Source organism: Rummeliibacillus sp. G93 (assembly GCF_023515935.1).
Lineage (GTDB): Bacteria > Bacillota > Bacilli > Bacillales_A > Planococcaceae > Rummeliibacillus > Rummeliibacillus stabekisii.
The window spans coordinates 1,371,798-1,386,260 of sequence record NZ_CP097314.1 but is presented as its reverse complement, the minus strand read 5'-3'; the positions used below and the strand labels follow the sequence as shown (position 1 = coordinate 1,386,260).

The 14,463-nt window shown below is 37.0% G+C and carries 19 protein-coding genes and 1 riboswitch; of the genes, 4 read left to right on the top strand and 15 right to left on the bottom strand.

What is annotated here, in order from left to right; genetic code table 11:
* Positions 1-4: 4 nt before the first annotated feature.
* A complete protein-coding gene (locus tag M2M59_RS06955) occupies positions 5-442 on the bottom strand; it encodes a hypothetical protein (RefSeq protein ID WP_147193622.1) in 438 nt (145 codons plus the stop codon).
* Between the two features lie 183 nt (positions 443-625).
* Here M2M59_RS06955 and M2M59_RS06950 point away from each other — a divergent pair, with 183 nt between their 5' ends.
* The gene (locus M2M59_RS06950) at positions 626-1,516 is read left to right on the top strand and encodes a DUF1385 domain-containing protein (RefSeq protein WP_249775983.1); all 891 of its coding nucleotides are present in this window, start codon (positions 626-628) and stop codon (positions 1,514-1,516) included.
* A gap of 22 nt (positions 1,517-1,538) precedes the next feature.
* Here M2M59_RS06950 and M2M59_RS06945 read toward each other — a convergent pair whose 3' ends face one another.
* Entirely contained in the window at positions 1,539-1,898 is a 360-nt protein-coding gene (locus M2M59_RS06945) for a hypothetical protein (protein WP_147193623.1), read from the bottom strand.
* 30 nt (positions 1,899-1,928) lie between these two features.
* Positions 1,929-2,762 carry a lipoate--protein ligase family protein gene (locus M2M59_RS06940; protein WP_147193625.1) on the bottom strand — a complete coding sequence of 278 codons (834 nt, stop codon included), beginning with the start codon at positions 2,760-2,762 and terminating at the stop codon, positions 1,929-1,931.
* 104 nt (positions 2,763-2,866) lie between these two features.
* Here M2M59_RS06940 and M2M59_RS06935 point away from each other — a divergent pair, with 104 nt between their 5' ends.
* The gene (locus tag M2M59_RS06935) at positions 2,867-3,247 is read left to right on the top strand and encodes a rhodanese-like domain-containing protein (protein ID WP_066786621.1); all 381 of its coding nucleotides are present in this window, start codon (positions 2,867-2,869) and stop codon (positions 3,245-3,247) included.
* Positions 3,248-3,548: 301 nt separating this feature from the next.
* On the opposite strand, the gene M2M59_RS06930 is transcribed toward M2M59_RS06935, so the two are convergent.
* From M2M59_RS06930 to comGA, 12 genes are all read right to left on the bottom strand, one after another.
* Positions 3,549-3,983: a hypothetical protein gene (locus M2M59_RS06930; protein ID WP_249775843.1), complete on the bottom strand. Its 435-nt coding sequence runs from the start codon at positions 3,981-3,983 to the stop codon at positions 3,549-3,551.
* A gap of 350 nt (positions 3,984-4,333) precedes the next feature.
* Positions 4,334-5,812 carry an aminomethyl-transferring glycine dehydrogenase subunit GcvPB gene (gcvPB, locus tag M2M59_RS06925; protein ID WP_147193629.1) on the bottom strand — a complete coding sequence of 493 codons (1,479 nt, stop codon included), beginning with the start codon at positions 5,810-5,812 and terminating at the stop codon, positions 4,334-4,336.
* Entirely contained in the window at positions 5,805-7,154 is a 1,350-nt protein-coding gene (gcvPA, locus tag M2M59_RS06920; protein WP_147193631.1) for an aminomethyl-transferring glycine dehydrogenase subunit GcvPA, read from the bottom strand. The genes gcvPB and gcvPA overlap by 8 nt, the downstream gene beginning before the upstream one ends.
* Before the next feature lie 20 nt (positions 7,155-7,174).
* A complete protein-coding gene (gene gcvT / locus M2M59_RS06915; protein ID WP_147193633.1) occupies positions 7,175-8,287 on the bottom strand; it encodes a glycine cleavage system aminomethyltransferase GcvT in 1,113 nt (370 codons plus the stop codon).
* A gap of 121 nt (positions 8,288-8,408) precedes the next feature.
* A riboswitch (glycine riboswitch) is annotated at positions 8,409-8,501 on the bottom strand.
* Positions 8,502-8,585: 84 nt separating this feature from the next.
* On the bottom strand, positions 8,586-9,149 hold the full coding sequence (locus M2M59_RS06910) for a shikimate kinase (RefSeq protein ID WP_147193635.1): 564 nt from the start codon (positions 9,147-9,149) through the stop codon (positions 8,586-8,588).
* A 267-nt stretch (positions 9,150-9,416) separates the two neighbouring features.
* Positions 9,417-9,602 (bottom strand): hypothetical protein, encoded by a 186-nt coding sequence (locus M2M59_RS06905; protein WP_147193637.1) that lies wholly within the window; start codon positions 9,600-9,602, stop codon positions 9,417-9,419.
* Positions 9,583-10,020, bottom strand: coding sequence for a ComGF family competence protein (locus M2M59_RS06900; protein ID WP_249775842.1), 438 nt, complete (start codon positions 10,018-10,020; stop codon positions 9,583-9,585). Before M2M59_RS06900 ends, M2M59_RS06905 begins: the two co-directional genes overlap by 20 nt.
* The gene (locus M2M59_RS06895; RefSeq protein WP_249775841.1) at positions 9,999-10,304 is read right to left on the bottom strand and encodes a hypothetical protein; all 306 of its coding nucleotides are present in this window, start codon (positions 10,302-10,304) and stop codon (positions 9,999-10,001) included. Before M2M59_RS06895 ends, M2M59_RS06900 begins: the two co-directional genes overlap by 22 nt.
* Positions 10,294-10,752 carry a competence type IV pilus minor pilin ComGD gene (comGD, locus tag M2M59_RS06890; protein WP_249775840.1) on the bottom strand — a complete coding sequence of 153 codons (459 nt, stop codon included), beginning with the start codon at positions 10,750-10,752 and terminating at the stop codon, positions 10,294-10,296. The genes M2M59_RS06895 and comGD overlap by 11 nt, the downstream gene beginning before the upstream one ends.
* Positions 10,736-11,047, bottom strand: a complete 312-nt coding sequence (comGC, locus tag M2M59_RS06885; protein ID WP_147193645.1) for a competence type IV pilus major pilin ComGC — start codon at positions 11,045-11,047, stop codon at positions 10,736-10,738. Before comGC ends, comGD begins: the two co-directional genes overlap by 17 nt.
* Positions 11,048-11,061: 14 nt before the next feature.
* Positions 11,062-12,090, bottom strand: coding sequence for a competence type IV pilus assembly protein ComGB (comGB, locus tag M2M59_RS06880; protein ID WP_147193647.1), 1,029 nt, complete (start codon positions 12,088-12,090; stop codon positions 11,062-11,064).
* A gap of 7 nt (positions 12,091-12,097) precedes the next feature.
* Positions 12,098-13,135 carry a competence type IV pilus ATPase ComGA gene (gene comGA / locus M2M59_RS06875; protein WP_249775839.1) on the bottom strand — a complete coding sequence of 346 codons (1,038 nt, stop codon included), beginning with the start codon at positions 13,133-13,135 and terminating at the stop codon, positions 12,098-12,100.
* A gap of 254 nt (positions 13,136-13,389) precedes the next feature.
* Between comGA and M2M59_RS06870 the strand changes: the two genes are divergently transcribed.
* Positions 13,390-14,091, top strand: coding sequence for a helix-turn-helix transcriptional regulator (locus tag M2M59_RS06870; protein WP_221297931.1), 702 nt, complete (start codon positions 13,390-13,392; stop codon positions 14,089-14,091).
* Between the two features lie 130 nt (positions 14,092-14,221).
* Complete coding sequence (locus M2M59_RS06865; protein ID WP_066786585.1) at positions 14,222-14,461, top strand: DUF2626 family protein; 240 nt, start codon at positions 14,222-14,224, stop codon at positions 14,459-14,461.
* Positions 14,462-14,463: the final 2 nt, after the last annotated feature.

The window sequence follows — 14,463 nt, the reverse complement described above, 5'->3', positions numbered from 1 at the left end:
AATCCTAGACAGATTGGGGCAGTTTATTTCGAGATTCTAAATTTCTCATTTTCGCATGATATGTGGCTGTTTCAAATATCCAGAGCAAATGAAGTCCAATAACAACAGCAAGCGGAATTGAAAAGTGACGAATGTAGAAGGTATGTTGAACAGACCATTCAATGAGCCATACAATCACAATCGCAAGGAAAATAGCTACAATATCCATGCGTACTTTTTTCAATAATTCAGCAATCGCAAATAATACAGCCGCAATAATTACAACAAATATCCAGAGAATAAACCATTTGACAAGACCATGTGAATCGCTAAAAATATGCCACTTTTTTGCCCAACCTATCGGCGAAAGTTTCATAAAGGAAAACCAATCTAATATCTTTAAACTAAGTATAAATGTAAGCGAACTGAATAAAACAGTCCACAGGTAAACGTTAATTCTCATCTAAAAACCCTCCTTCCCCCTGAGGATAGACAAAAAATAAATATAATATGCTTTCTCTAGTGCAATGTTGATTTTTTTAGTACAATAAAAACAGTTTTTATCTTGTGAGAAAGCGCGGTGTCGTATGTGAAAGGTCAACAAAATCTCCCTGTATACGGTGGACAAGCCTTAGTGGAAGGTGTCATGATGGGCAGCAAAAAGCATACCGTATCAGCTATTCGCCGCAATGATGGGTCTATCGACTATTATTATGTCGAGCGAAAATACAATCCTACACTTCAAAAACTTAAAAAAATTCCCTTATTAAGAGGTATTATCGCCTTAATTGAGTCGGCTGCAAATGGATCAGAGCATTTACAGTTCTCCAGTGAACGCTTTAATGTCAATCCAGGTGAAGAAATAGAAGAAGAGAAAGAATCAAAATCAAAACTCGAGATGTGGCTTGGTGTAGCTGCAATCGGTATCCTATCATTTATTTTTGGCAAATTTATTTTTACGCTAATCCCTGTCTTTTTGGCCCAATTATTCCATTCTTGGCTGCCAGGAAAAACAGCTCAAATTTTATTGGAAAGTGGATTTAAACTAGTACTATTAGTCAGCTATATCTACCTAGTCTCACTGACACCTATGGTTAAGCGTGTGTTTCAATATCATGGCTCGGAGCACAAGGTAATCAATTGTTTTGAAAACGGCCTGCCGCTTACTGTAGAAAATGTACAAGCACAGTCTCGGCTTCATTATCGATGTGGTAGTAGCTTTATGTTGTTTACTGTACTTGTTGGAATGTTAATCTATTTTTTAGTTCCAACAGATCCATTTTGGCTTCGCATCCTAGACCGTATCCTATTAATCCCAGTTGTTCTAGGTGTTGCTTTTGAGGTACTGCAAGCAACCAATGCCTGTAGGGACATTCCTATCCTACGCTTCCTAGGCTATCCTGGCCTTTGGCTGCAATTGTTGACAACAAAAGAACCTCATGATGATCAAGTAGAAGTAGCGATTGCTTCTTTTAACAAACTATTAGACATTGAGAAAGATCCTGCAAATATACCAGCAGCTGTTAAAGCTGTCTAATAAATAAAAAATGCAAAGGCTACTATTGAGCCTTTGCATTTTTTGTTTCTTTTCTTTTTCGAACCATCCAAATACCGAAGTAACCGATTAACCATGCTATCAAATAATACAGTGAAAGGCCCCATGCGAAGTAATGAAAAAAAGATAGCATGATAATCCCAAAAGAAATGTACGAAATAAGCAATGCTATTAAAGGATTAATGTGGTTGATAGCACACGCTATTCCTTGAATTAGGAAAGCAAATGGGAAGATTAAATATAATCCAAAGATAAAGAACGATTTATTGACATCTCCTTCACCGAACAATCCTAAAAACGACAATACTGATAACGTAAGGATTGTAAAGGCCGGGAACATCAAGCCGGCGAGTTTGTTATTCATCTTTTCACCTCTAGCATTGCTTTCTTTTTATTATTTTCTAAAATTCCATTCATCCGATTCATAACGTGTTTTCGCCAGATTTTCGACAAAGGATTGCTGTTCCTCTGTCAATTCATAAGGGACCAACTCAATATCAAGCGCCTCTTGAAAACCTTTATAGAAAGCTTCAATGCAATCTTCCACATCAACTGTACGGTTTGCCAATTGATTGATTGCCACTGCTTTTTGAGGCAAATGCTTTTGCATGCGTTCTCTGTCTCTGTCTGAAGAAAAGTTGAAGAGTGAAATTAACTTCTCTTCATCCATATCAATTAAGATGGCGCCATGCTGCAATATTACACCTTCTTGTCTTGTTTGCGCACTGCCAGCAACTTTTTTGCCTTCTACTACAAGCTCATACCAGCTTGGTGCATCAAAACAAACTGCACTTTTTGGCTTTTTCAGTAAGTCACGCTTCTCTTCTGTATCAGGAATTGAAAAATAAGCTTCCAACCCAAGGTTTTGGAACCCTTTCAATAACCCTTCACTAATAACACGATAGGCTTCTGTTACCGTCTTTGGCATCTCTGGGTAATCCTCTGTCACGATTACACTATAAGTGAGTTCATGTTCATGCAAGACAGCTCGTCCCCCTGTGGGGCGTCTGACAAAGCCTAAGTCTAGTTTATGTATTTGCTCAAAATCGATATCCTGCTTTGCACGTTGAAAATACCCAATAGAAAGTGTCGCAGGGTTCCACTCATAAAAACGGATGACCGGAGGAATCAACCCTTCACTATGCCAATGCAGAAGCGCTTCATCCATCGCCATGTTATAAGCAGGACTGCAAGGTCCTGAATTAATAAAATACCACTTCGTTTTCATGTATACCATCCCTTCTTCACAACTATTTATTTTAACAAACCCATTGGACTATCGCTAGTTCTTCTTTTATAATATGTATGATAGATAGAAAGGGGTAAGATTTTGTGAGCTGGTTATATACTATACTAATTATTGTAGGTGTAATTGTTATTTATACACTAATCAATGCACTTCGCTTAAAAAAAGCAGTCACTTCTTTAAATGAAGAAGAATTCAAAAAAGGTTATCGCAAAGCGCAATTAATTGATGTTCGCGAATTGAAAGAGTTCGAGGGCGGTCATATTTTAGGCGCACGTAACCTGCCATCTACGCAACTACGCAATCGTTATCGCGAATTAAGAACCGACCAGCCTGTTTATCTTTATTGTCAAAGTGGTACTCGCAGTTCAAGAGCCGCATTATTTTTAAAGAAAAAGGGCTATGACCAACTCTATCAATTAGAAGGCGGTTATAAAAAATGGAACGGCAAAATTAAAGTTAAATAACCAACAATTATACAAGTTGCATATGGTATTTTATTCTAGTTTGAGTGCCTTCTTACTAGCTATTATGCTAGTAAGAAGGGGTTGTATCTGACTCATTCATTGGGAACGAAGTTGGATATTGCTCACACCGATTCCAATAAGAGCGTATAAAGAAGAGAACCTTCTTTATACGCTCTTTTTATGCAGTAAGAAAAGCATTGAGAGCAAAGATCCCTGATAACCCTAAAATAACGAAAAATATAATGAGTTAAGTCCATTATTAAACTAGAATAAGAGCTAAGGATTAATTTTTATAGCCTTCTTAATAAAAGTCTATGAAAAATGGATAACTGAATTCTGTTCTGATTTGGACAATTGCTTTAATTGGTTGGCCTTCATTTCTTTGAGAGTTATTTTTTAGGCTTTGTATCCCCTTCAAACCATACCTTATCTTTTTTATTTTGTTTATTATAGTGAACTGCAAAGTATATTTCAAAGCCAATTTTCTCTGTATCTCGCCAGGTATTGGAATTACATTGTCTTTATTGTAATAATTATATAGATCTTTTTCACTTAACTCACTTTCAAGTACAATATATGACGCAACTGTTGAATACCCTCCACTTCCAGAAGGTTCGCCTCCAAATAACACACCATAAGCAAAATCTTTCTTAATTACCTTAATTTTATCCGGAAGTGGATATTCATAATGCTTAGAAGTAAATGACTTCGCATATAAATATTCTTTACCAAACAATACATATAAACAAGGAACCACTTAAAAGGATTAAAATTGAAACTATCGCTATCTTTTTTGTTTCCATTTAAATCCTCTATTGAAAACACTTTACAATCCAGTTAATCTTAAAGTGAGTGATCATGAGATGGACCAGATTGGTAAAAGCTCCATATTTAATTAAATCAACAAGCTAATCAAAATTCAACAAATACCGCGATCATTGAATAAGTGCTTTATGTTAATTCAGCTGACGAAGTTAAAAGTAGAAAGGGCTCTACATATTAGTTATTTCTAATATGTAGAACCCTTTAATTAGTCTATCTATATAAGATTAGGCCTTAATAAAAATCTCACAATGCACTTTCTTATTATACTTCTACTAAATCTGTCTTTTTCACATATTTCAATACTGGGTGACGGGCCGCACGTGTTTCGTCTAGACGGCTAATAACAGTAGTATGCGGAGCTTCTTGAACGACTTCAGGTGTTTCTTCCGCTTCTTTCGCTATTTGAATCATGGCATCACAGAATGCATCTAATGTTTCTTTTGATTCTGTTTCAGTTGGTTCAATCATTAACGCTTCTTCCACATTTAATGGGAAGTATGTTGTTGGTGGATGGTAGCCAAAGTCTAACAGCCTTTTGGCAATATCCAACGTACGGACACCCAACTTTTTCTGACGGCTGCCACTTAGAACAAATTCATGCTTGCAGTGGCGATTGAACGGCAATTCATAATAAGATTCTAATCTGCGCATCATGTAATTGGCATTGATTACTGCATTTTCAGTCACCGCTTTCAAGCCATCAGGGCCCATAGTACGAATATAGGTATAAGCTCGTACGTTGATACCGAAGTTACCGTAATATGGTTTTACACGACCGATTGATTTTGGACGGTTATAATCAAATGTATAGCCTTCCTCTGTTTTGATTAATACAGGTTTTGGCAAGTAAGGCATTAATTCTTTCTTAACGCCAACCGGGCCAGAGCCAGGTCCGCCGCCACCATGAGGTCCTGTAAATGTTTTATGCAGGTTCAAGTGAACACAGTCAAATCCCATGTCTCCTGGTCGAACTTTTGACATAATGGCGTTTAAATTCGCACCATCATAGTATAGCTTGCCGCCAACACCATGGATGATCTCAGCAATCTCTAGAATATCTTCTTCAAATAAACCAAGTGTATTTGGATTAGTCAACATTAAAGCAGCCGTATCTTTCCCTACAACTTCGCGCAAATGTTCTAAATCGACTAAACCATTTTCGTCAGAACGAACAGTTACTGTATCAAAACCAGCTACAGATACAGAAGCAGGATTCGTACCGTGCGCCGAGTCAGGAACGATTACTTTTGTACGTTCATGTTCCCCGTTCGCTTCATGGAATGCGCGAATCATCATAAGTGCTGTCCATTCTCCGTGTGCACCAGCTGCAGGCTGTAATGTCACTTCATCCATGCCTGTGATTTCAACTAAATGTTGTTGTAGATCATACATAAGTTCAAGAGCACCCTGCACTGTTTTTTCGGCTTGCAGTGGGTGAATATGTGCAAAGCCTGGGAAACGTGCAACAGTTTCATTGATTTTTGGATTATATTTCATCGTACATGAACCAAGTGGATAGAATCCAGAATCAACACCATGGTTTCTGCGTGAAAGTGCAGTATAATGACGCATAATATCTAATTCCGATAGCTCAGGGAGCTCAGCTTCTTCTTTTCTAATCAAGTTTTCTGGCAATAAACTTGAAAGTTCCATATCAGGTACATCCAACTCAGGCAGGCTGTAACCTACACGACCCTCTTTCGACAATTCAAATACAAGCGGTTGGTTTTCCTTATGCATGTTGTAATGCCCCCATTTCTTGGACAAGTGTATCAATTTCTTCTTTTGTCCGTTGTTCAGTGACTGCGATTAATACATGGTTAGCAAGTGCTTCTGAAACCTTGCCAAGGTCAAAGCCACCGATCATTCCCTTTGTAAACAGGTGATCGTTTAATTCCTCGACAGATCCTTCCACTTTAACAACGATTTCATTGAAATGCGGCCCTTTGAAAGGTACTTCAAAACCTGCTTTTTCAAATGCTTCTTTAGCATAATGTGTCTTCAATATATTGTGCTTCGCCATTTCTTGAACACCTTTTTTTCCTAGAGCAGTCATGGCAACAGAAGCTGCTAACGCATTCAACGCTTGGTTAGAACAGATATTTGAAGTTGCCTTTTCGCGACGAATATGTTGTTCACGCGCTTGTAGAGTTAGAACGTAACCACGGATACCATCTTCATCGATTGTTTCTCCTACTAGTCTTCCCGGTACTTTACGCATCAGCTTTGTTGTTGTTGCAAAGTAGCCACAGTGTGGTCCTCCAAAACTTTCCGGTATACCAAACGGTTGTGCATCACCAACTACAACGTCTGCACCCAGTTTTCCTGGAGGCGTCAATATGCCTAGCGCTAATGGATTACTACTTACAACAGAAAGTCCTTTAACTGCATGGATTGCCTCTGACATCGTCGCTAGATCCTCGATTTGGCCAAAGAAGTTTGGATATTGCACCATGATGGCTGCTGTATCTCCATCTACTAAGTTGTTCAATGCATCCATATCTGTTTTACCGTCTTTAAGCGGTACAGTCACCACTTCAATAGACTGACCGTATGCATATGTTTTTACTACATCTATTGTAATAGGGTGAACGGCTTCAGAGATTAATAGTTTTTTACGGCGTGTATGCGCACATGCAAGCATACCTGCTTCTGCCATTGCTGTTCCACCATCATACATAGACGAGTTAGCCAAATCCATACCTGTTAATTCTGCTATCATTGTTTGGAACTCGAAGATAGCTTGCAATTCCCCTTGTGAAATTTCAGGTTGGTATGGTGTATAGGCTGTGTAAAACTCTGAACGGGAAATAACATGGTCAACAATAACTGGCTTATAATGGTCATAGACGCCTGCACCTAGGAAGGTTGCATATTCATCATGATTCGCATTTTGTCTTGCAAGGCCAGCTAATTCTTTCAATAGTGCCGTTTCAGCTTTAGCAGGTTTAATATTGTATTCACCTTTAAAACGGACTTTTTCTGGAATGTCTGCAAACAGCTCGTCAACTGTTGAAACACCAATCGTATCAAGCATTTCTCGTTGATCTTGCTCTGTCATAGGTAGATACCGATGTAACATATCTCATAAGCCTCTTTTCGTTATTTTTTTAATCTTTTATAAAATGGAGTTGCAACTGTCTTCGCTTTTACGCGTTTATTGCGAATTTCAACTTCCACCTCTTGGTCCAATTCAGCGTATTCACTTTTAATAAGCGCTAGCCCAATATTTCTTTTCGTCAAAGGCTGTTGTGTACCAGTAGTAACTTCGCCAACTTCTAAATCCCCGACAAACACTTTATATCCGTGACGCGGAATGCCTTTGTCGATCATTTCAATGCCAACTAATTTTCTAGGAACACCATTAGCTTTTTGATCAGCTAAAACAGATTTCCCTATAAAATCGCTATCTTTATTGATTTTCACAACGAAGTTAATACCTGTTTCAAGCGGAGAAATCGTATTAGACAACTCTTGACCATATAGCGGTAGGCAAGCTTCAAAACGCAATGTGTCACGTGAACCTAATCCACATGGCAAAACGCCTTTTTCTTTCCCAGCTTCTAAAATCTTATCCCATAATTCTACAATCGCGTCATTTGCTCCATAAATCTCAAATCCATCTTCCCCTGTGTAACCTGTGCGAGAGACTAATGTATCAAATCCAGCTACTTCCACATGTTGTTTGAGGTGGAATGGTTTGATAGTCGACAAATCAACATCTGTTAATTGTTGCAATACTTCTTCTGCAAGTGGTCCTTGAAGTGCCAGTTGGCCAATTTCGTCTGATTGATTAGTAATTTTTACATCTCCAGACTCATGCTTCAAAAGCCATTCGTAGTCTTTTTCGATATTTGCTGCATTGACAACAAGTAAATAATTGTTTTCTGCCAATCTATAAATCAATAAATCATCTACTACTCCACCATTTTCATAGCACATCGTCGTATATTGCGTACCATCTATTGCAATTTTTGAAACATCGTTTGTCATAAGCTTTTGTAAATACGCTAAACTTTCTGAACCTTCAACGAAAATTTCGCCCATATGCGACACATCAAAAAGCCCTGCTTTTGTTCGAACTGCTTCATGTTCTTCCTTTATAGAAGAAAACTGCACCGGCAAGTTCCATCCACCAAAATCAATTGTTTTACCACCATACTTTGCATAAGATTCAAATAATGGCGTGTGTTTTAAAGTCGTTTCCAATGTCATCCCCCTTATCCATAAAAAAGACAGAGAAACCCCTATAAAGGTTTCTCTGTCCTGTTCACCTGAAAGTTTAACCATAAAGGCTGGCCTCTTTGGTGGCTAAAATTAGCTCTCTCCAGAGTTGCGTCCCGTACGAGTCTTTTTGCCTGAGAGATTCATAGATACCTACTTGCTCCTTCGGCGACACTAAAAACATGTTCTCTCCCCGCACAATCATCCGCTTTTTATATTGGTACTCTTCCAATGTTGTATAACACAATTGCTTGAATATATCCTACCATTGAATAATCAATTCTGGCAATCATTTTCTAAAGATTGTTTGAGGAGAACTCCACGCTTTCTCCACACCAATGTGATCGCCTTTTAATCGGTTAATTTGGAACGCGGCATAGTCCACAATCTGTCTTAAAGACCTACCTTCAGTTCGTACCGTTATATGTGCAGCATTTAGGTAATATTTTCGCCTTTTTAAATAAAGCTCTTCTAATTCTTCTTTTGTCGACTTTTGAACGATGGGCCTATTTTTATCTCGATGTACTCTTTTCCAGATATCAGAAAAAGCTGCGTCCAAAAATAAAACCAATCCTGTTTGCCGCATAATTTTTCGATTTTCCTCACTGATAGAAACTCCGCCACCTGTTGCAATTATACAAAATTCATCACGAAATTCTTTCAGGAATTGCGTTTCTTTTTGGCGAAAATAGACTTCACCCTTTTGTTCAAATATTTCCGGAATAGTTAGCCCTTCTCGCCTAATAATCTCCTTGTCCATATCATAGTAAGGCATTCGTAGAAAATAACTAAGTCTTCTGCCAATCGCACTTTTCCCGCTACCCATAAATCCGACAAGATATACTTTTTTCATTTTTTCACCTTCTTCGACTAGCGAATGCCCTATACCAAAAGTTCACTTTTAATTATAGTAGCATGAACACTTGTCGATTCCAATCACCTTTATTTTTTGACAACATTACATAAAAGAACAAAATGGGTGATGATACGCTCAGAAGCATATCTTTGTTTCCAATGAATGCTGAAAAAAATAGTTATGAAAGAGAAATGGTGATTTTTAAACTTAAAAGGAAATTGTTAAAAAGAATGGTATAGAGTCAATTATTTTATGTCATGATTCTTATTCCCTTTCAAACGAGAGCAGGATAGACTTTGTTTGATTTAAATAGGCAATTTTTAATTCATCATACGAGCGATAATGCGATTCATATGATGCCGCTACAGCTAACATCATGTTAGTGATGAAGAATAAAAAAATCATAGCTGTTAGCAGCAAGAAACCTTGTTCATTCCTGATTCGGGACAATAAATTTTCTTCTCCTCTCACTTCCGCTTTTAAACGTAATAGTCGTTTCAAAGATAGAATCAGCATATTCAAATTCCGCATATTGAAGTCCAAATAACAAAGGTTGATATCCCCCCACTCTTCGAATATCCGAACCAACAGACTTTATGCCAATAATTCCTCGATTCGACGAATAAAGAGCTGTATATTTTTCGCTTAAAGAGAACTCTTTAGCATGTATAAGTTCTTTTGAAAGTTGATAGACCAACATTTCATATTGCAATTCATTATCACTTAATATGCCACTCTTTTTATGCCCATACCATACAAAAAAGAGTAGAAAAAATTGAGCAAACATCATTAATATTATAAGCTGTAGCATGGTATCCAGAATGGTAAATCCCCTTTGATTATTATTTAAGTATTTGTCTCTACACATAGCTGTTCTTCTTTTATGCCCGAATAACGAATACAAATGGAGTTTTCATCCCCTTTCCAATGGTAAATAACATCATCAATTTCTACATTTCCTTGGTACTTTTGAAATCGAACAATATTTCCAGCTGCATACAATGCTGCTTCTGCCGCATGCAGGCTCAATTTCTTTTTATAGAGCGATGTCTCTAATTGATAGTAAAAAGGCAATAATGTACCAAAAATTATAAAGACTATTACAAGAGTTAATAATGATTCCGGCAATGAATGACCGTTTTCATTGTTCAATTTGCACCCTTCCTTCACCTAAATAAACAGTTAATTTGACGATCCTATTATTAATAGAAAAGTACATAGTACCTGATTTTTGTACTGTTAACTCTTTTGTATAAGTAACTGATTGAATAGTACTGTATGGAAGTAATTGAATGTTCGTTGGATATTTCCTTACTAGATAATCCTTATTGCCATGAGCTGGCACCTTGATTCTTACTTCATTGAGCCCTTGCACAATAGTGAGAGTAGCATAATCTTGATAACGGAAAGACAAGGCTTGAGTTAGCTCAATATCTGCTTTCAATTGTTTAATGAAACGGTCCTCTAATTGTCGATCCAAGTGACTTTTGCCCAAAGTAATACCAATCAATGAAATGAGCATCGTAATGGCCAAGACCAACAACATTTCGATGAAAGTAAAGCCCCCTTGACTATTTACAGGTCTATTTAGAAATTTCAACTTTACCATCCGTGATCGTTAACTTCTTGCTTTCACAAGCTTTAGAATCCGTTTGTTTTAAATATTCATTTGTTTCTAATTCAGTTGTGGAACTTGGATAATTGCCATGGTCGATTCGATAGGCTTCTACTTGGCCTTGCACCATTTTGACATACGCATCGCAGCCTTTTTTATCAACTGTTGCGAAATGTTTTGTTACATTAGGAATAGCAATCAATATGAGTATCGAGATGATAAACAGCACAATTAACATTTCTATAAGCGTAAAACCTTTCTGAAAATGCTCTTTCCGCATACCTTTCTTCCTTTCTAGACTAAATCCATCATTTTATACATCGGCAATAAAATCGCAAGATACGCGCCTAAAATGCAAAGTGCAATTACAACAAACAAAAGTGGTTGGACGAATGCTAAGCTTCGCTGAATAGTATTTTCTGTCCGTTCAATTAAAAACTCACTATAGATTTGCAGCTCTCTCCCTAAGTTGCCACCTTGTTCACCATGAAGCACATGCGCATAAAAACCTTTATAAAAGTATGGTTCTTGTTGAATCGCAGTTGACAATGACTCACCATAAACTATCCTTTTTTGAAGAATCTCCGCTACCTTGGCTAAATAAGGCTGTAATGTTTGGGTTTTCAATAACTCTAAGGCTTCTTGCATTGACATTCCACTTTGAATGAGACCGCCTAATTCATAAGAGATCTGCCGCGTAATCTGTAATTTAAAGTGTTTGTTAATATAAGGAATTTTTAATAAAAAAAGAATTTGACTTGTTACCCTTTTCTTTTTCAACCAAATGAGGAAAAGGATCAACATTGATATAAATGAAATACCTAATACTATAAAGAAATCTGGCAAGTGTAAAAACAGCTTGGATAATGTTAAATCGAAACTTGTTTCGGAAGATTGGTTTGCCATCATAAAAGACATGTTAGGCAGAAAATAAGTTCGAAATGCGAAAAAGAGCAGGATTAAAAAAACAAACAGCACAGCAGGATAGACAAGCAATTTCTGTAGCCGTTCTCTATTTTGCTCCTTTTTTTCTAGCTGATTTGCCACTGTTTTTAAAGCTTGGATAGTTTTACCGTGTTCTTCTGAAACTAGAATGGTCATTAAATAAATTTTAGGATAGCCTAAAAGACAAAGTACGTCAGTCATAGATGAGCCATTTCGTAGCTGTGCTCTTATCTTAACCTCACCGCCTGTATCCTTTTTTAGATGATGAGGTAGCAGCATAAAAAGCGAATCTGAAAATGTAAAACCCTCTTCTAACAAAACGCTCATCTTTTTTAGTAATTGCGCTGAATCCCTTAAATGGATTTTTCGCTTTAGCAAAAAAAAATTAATCCATTTTCTTTGTAGAATGTTGGGAGGCGATTGCACCAAATTGAACCCCCTTTTCAATCTGTCCTTCTAGCGTTTTTTCAAAAGGAAGCTCGTAACTAATTTTATTTTCAATCGCTTTAAAGGATTGGTCTAGGTATTGGTCAGATAAAATCTCAAAAATAGCTGTTAACTTTTTGGACTCCTGCAAGGGAACAAGTCTCTGAGCTACAATACCGATGACTGTCTGTTTTAATTCTTCCAATGAAATCCCTAAATCCAATAAACGGTATAAACAGCCAATGGTATCCTTACTATGAATGGTCGACACGACTAAATGGCCTGTCAAAACAGCTTCAATGGCTATGTGCGCTGTTTCACGATCCCGGATTTCGCCAATCATAATGACATCTGGAGAATGGCGTAAAATAGCTTTTAAGCCTACAGAATATGTGACCCCTGCTCGTTCATTCACCTGTATCTGCAAAAGATGGGACTGGTTGTTTTCAACGGGATCTTCAAGTGAAATAATATGTTTTTGATGCATATTAGAAAGATGATTGATTAAAGAATAGAGTGTTGTCGATTTTCCGCTTCCAGTTGGTCCAGTCATCAGCAAGATACCTTGTGGCTGTTCTACCAGTCGTATTAAGTCTTTGGCCGATTCACAGAACATGCTTAATTCAGTAATTGGCACTGTTCGATTTTGAAGCATTAAACGTATGACGAGGCTTTCTCTCATAAATACGGAAGGAAGCGTCGATACACGAAAAGAAACATTTTGATCATTGAAAATATGCTCGAATGAGCCGCTTTGGGGTTTACGTTTTTCACTAATATCTAATGAGGATAAAAATTTTAAGTAAGAAATCAAACGATCTCCTATATCTAGGGGAAGCCCGCTTATAGGGACAAGTTTTCCGTATTTGCGGAAATAAATTTCATAGCGATCAGTTGTAGGCAATAGATGTAAATCTGTAGCGTTAAATTCCATCGCCTTTTTTAATAATTGCATTGTCTTCTGTTCAACAACAGTTTCTGTGTCAGAAAAAAGCATTTTACCTCCTCTTCAACCAACAAGCAAGGACCGCTCTTTACCTGTTATCACTATTATACAAGTAATCTATTAGATTTGGAAAGCTATATTTCTGAATTTTTCGATATAATTCTCTCTTTCTATCAGTATGAAATATATAACTCGTTGTATAGAACAAGTATCTCCATAAGTGTTTTAATAAATCTCGTGAAATCTACTGTCACTATTCCATAATTGCTTTATAATGGTAGTATTCTTATAGGAGGTGGCTGTTTTTGATTAATCATAATCCACTGAAAGTGACTAGCACTTTATCAGATGAAACTCGTTTTTCAATTTATCAATATATGTTGCAAGAGAAGAAGCCTTTCTCCGTGCAAGAGATTGCCGACCATTTTCATATTCATCCAAATGTTGCGCGACTCCATTTAACGAAACTAACAGAGATAGATGTCATTAGCGCAGAGTATGAAAAAACAGGAAAGGGCGGACGTCCAGGACGGCGTTATAAAGCTTTAGAAGATGGTATTTCGTTATCTTTCCCAAAGCGAAATAATGAAGAGTTACTAGATTGGGCAATCGACATTTTAGGAGAATTCGGCGAGGAAGCTTATATTGTTGGCCAAAAGATTTGTTATAAAAAAGGACGAAATGAGATTGAAGCAACCATTCTAAAACAGCGAAAAGAAATAACCCACTTAACTTTTGAAGAAAAGCTGGAAATTTTAACTGATACAGCTGCATTAATTGGATATATCCCAATGATCAAAGAAACCCCTGCAGGGAAAACCCTGTCTTTTGCTATTTATAACTGTCCTTTCCACACTGAAATCAAGCATAATGCAAGACTTGTTTGTGCATTACATGAATCTTATTTGAAAGGCCAATTTGATGCATTGTTTAATGTAAGCGATTTTGTGCAAGTAGAAAGTATGATGCAAAACTGTGAATACTGTACTTATCAAATAAATATATAATTTTTCATAATGTTAATGGAATTTACACTTCATTGTCACAAAGTCTTTACATCTTGCAGTTTACAGGCAAAATTCAATCATTTATAATGAGTATGAGATTATTGTGTCGTCGAAAAGGAGGGAATCGTACATGGATAATATGTATAAGGTGCTTGGCTTCTGGACAGGTATTTTCGCAGTTATGTTTTATTTAGGTGGTATGAAAGAGGTTTCGCTATTATTCGTAGCTAACACAGGGTTTTTCCTTCTATTAGGCTTCTTAAACCTTACAGAACGCATGTATATGTACATTTTCGGAGCATATTTAACTGTATTCTTTGCTGGATTTACTTATTGGACTACATTCATTCACGTTCCTGGCATGGAATAAGA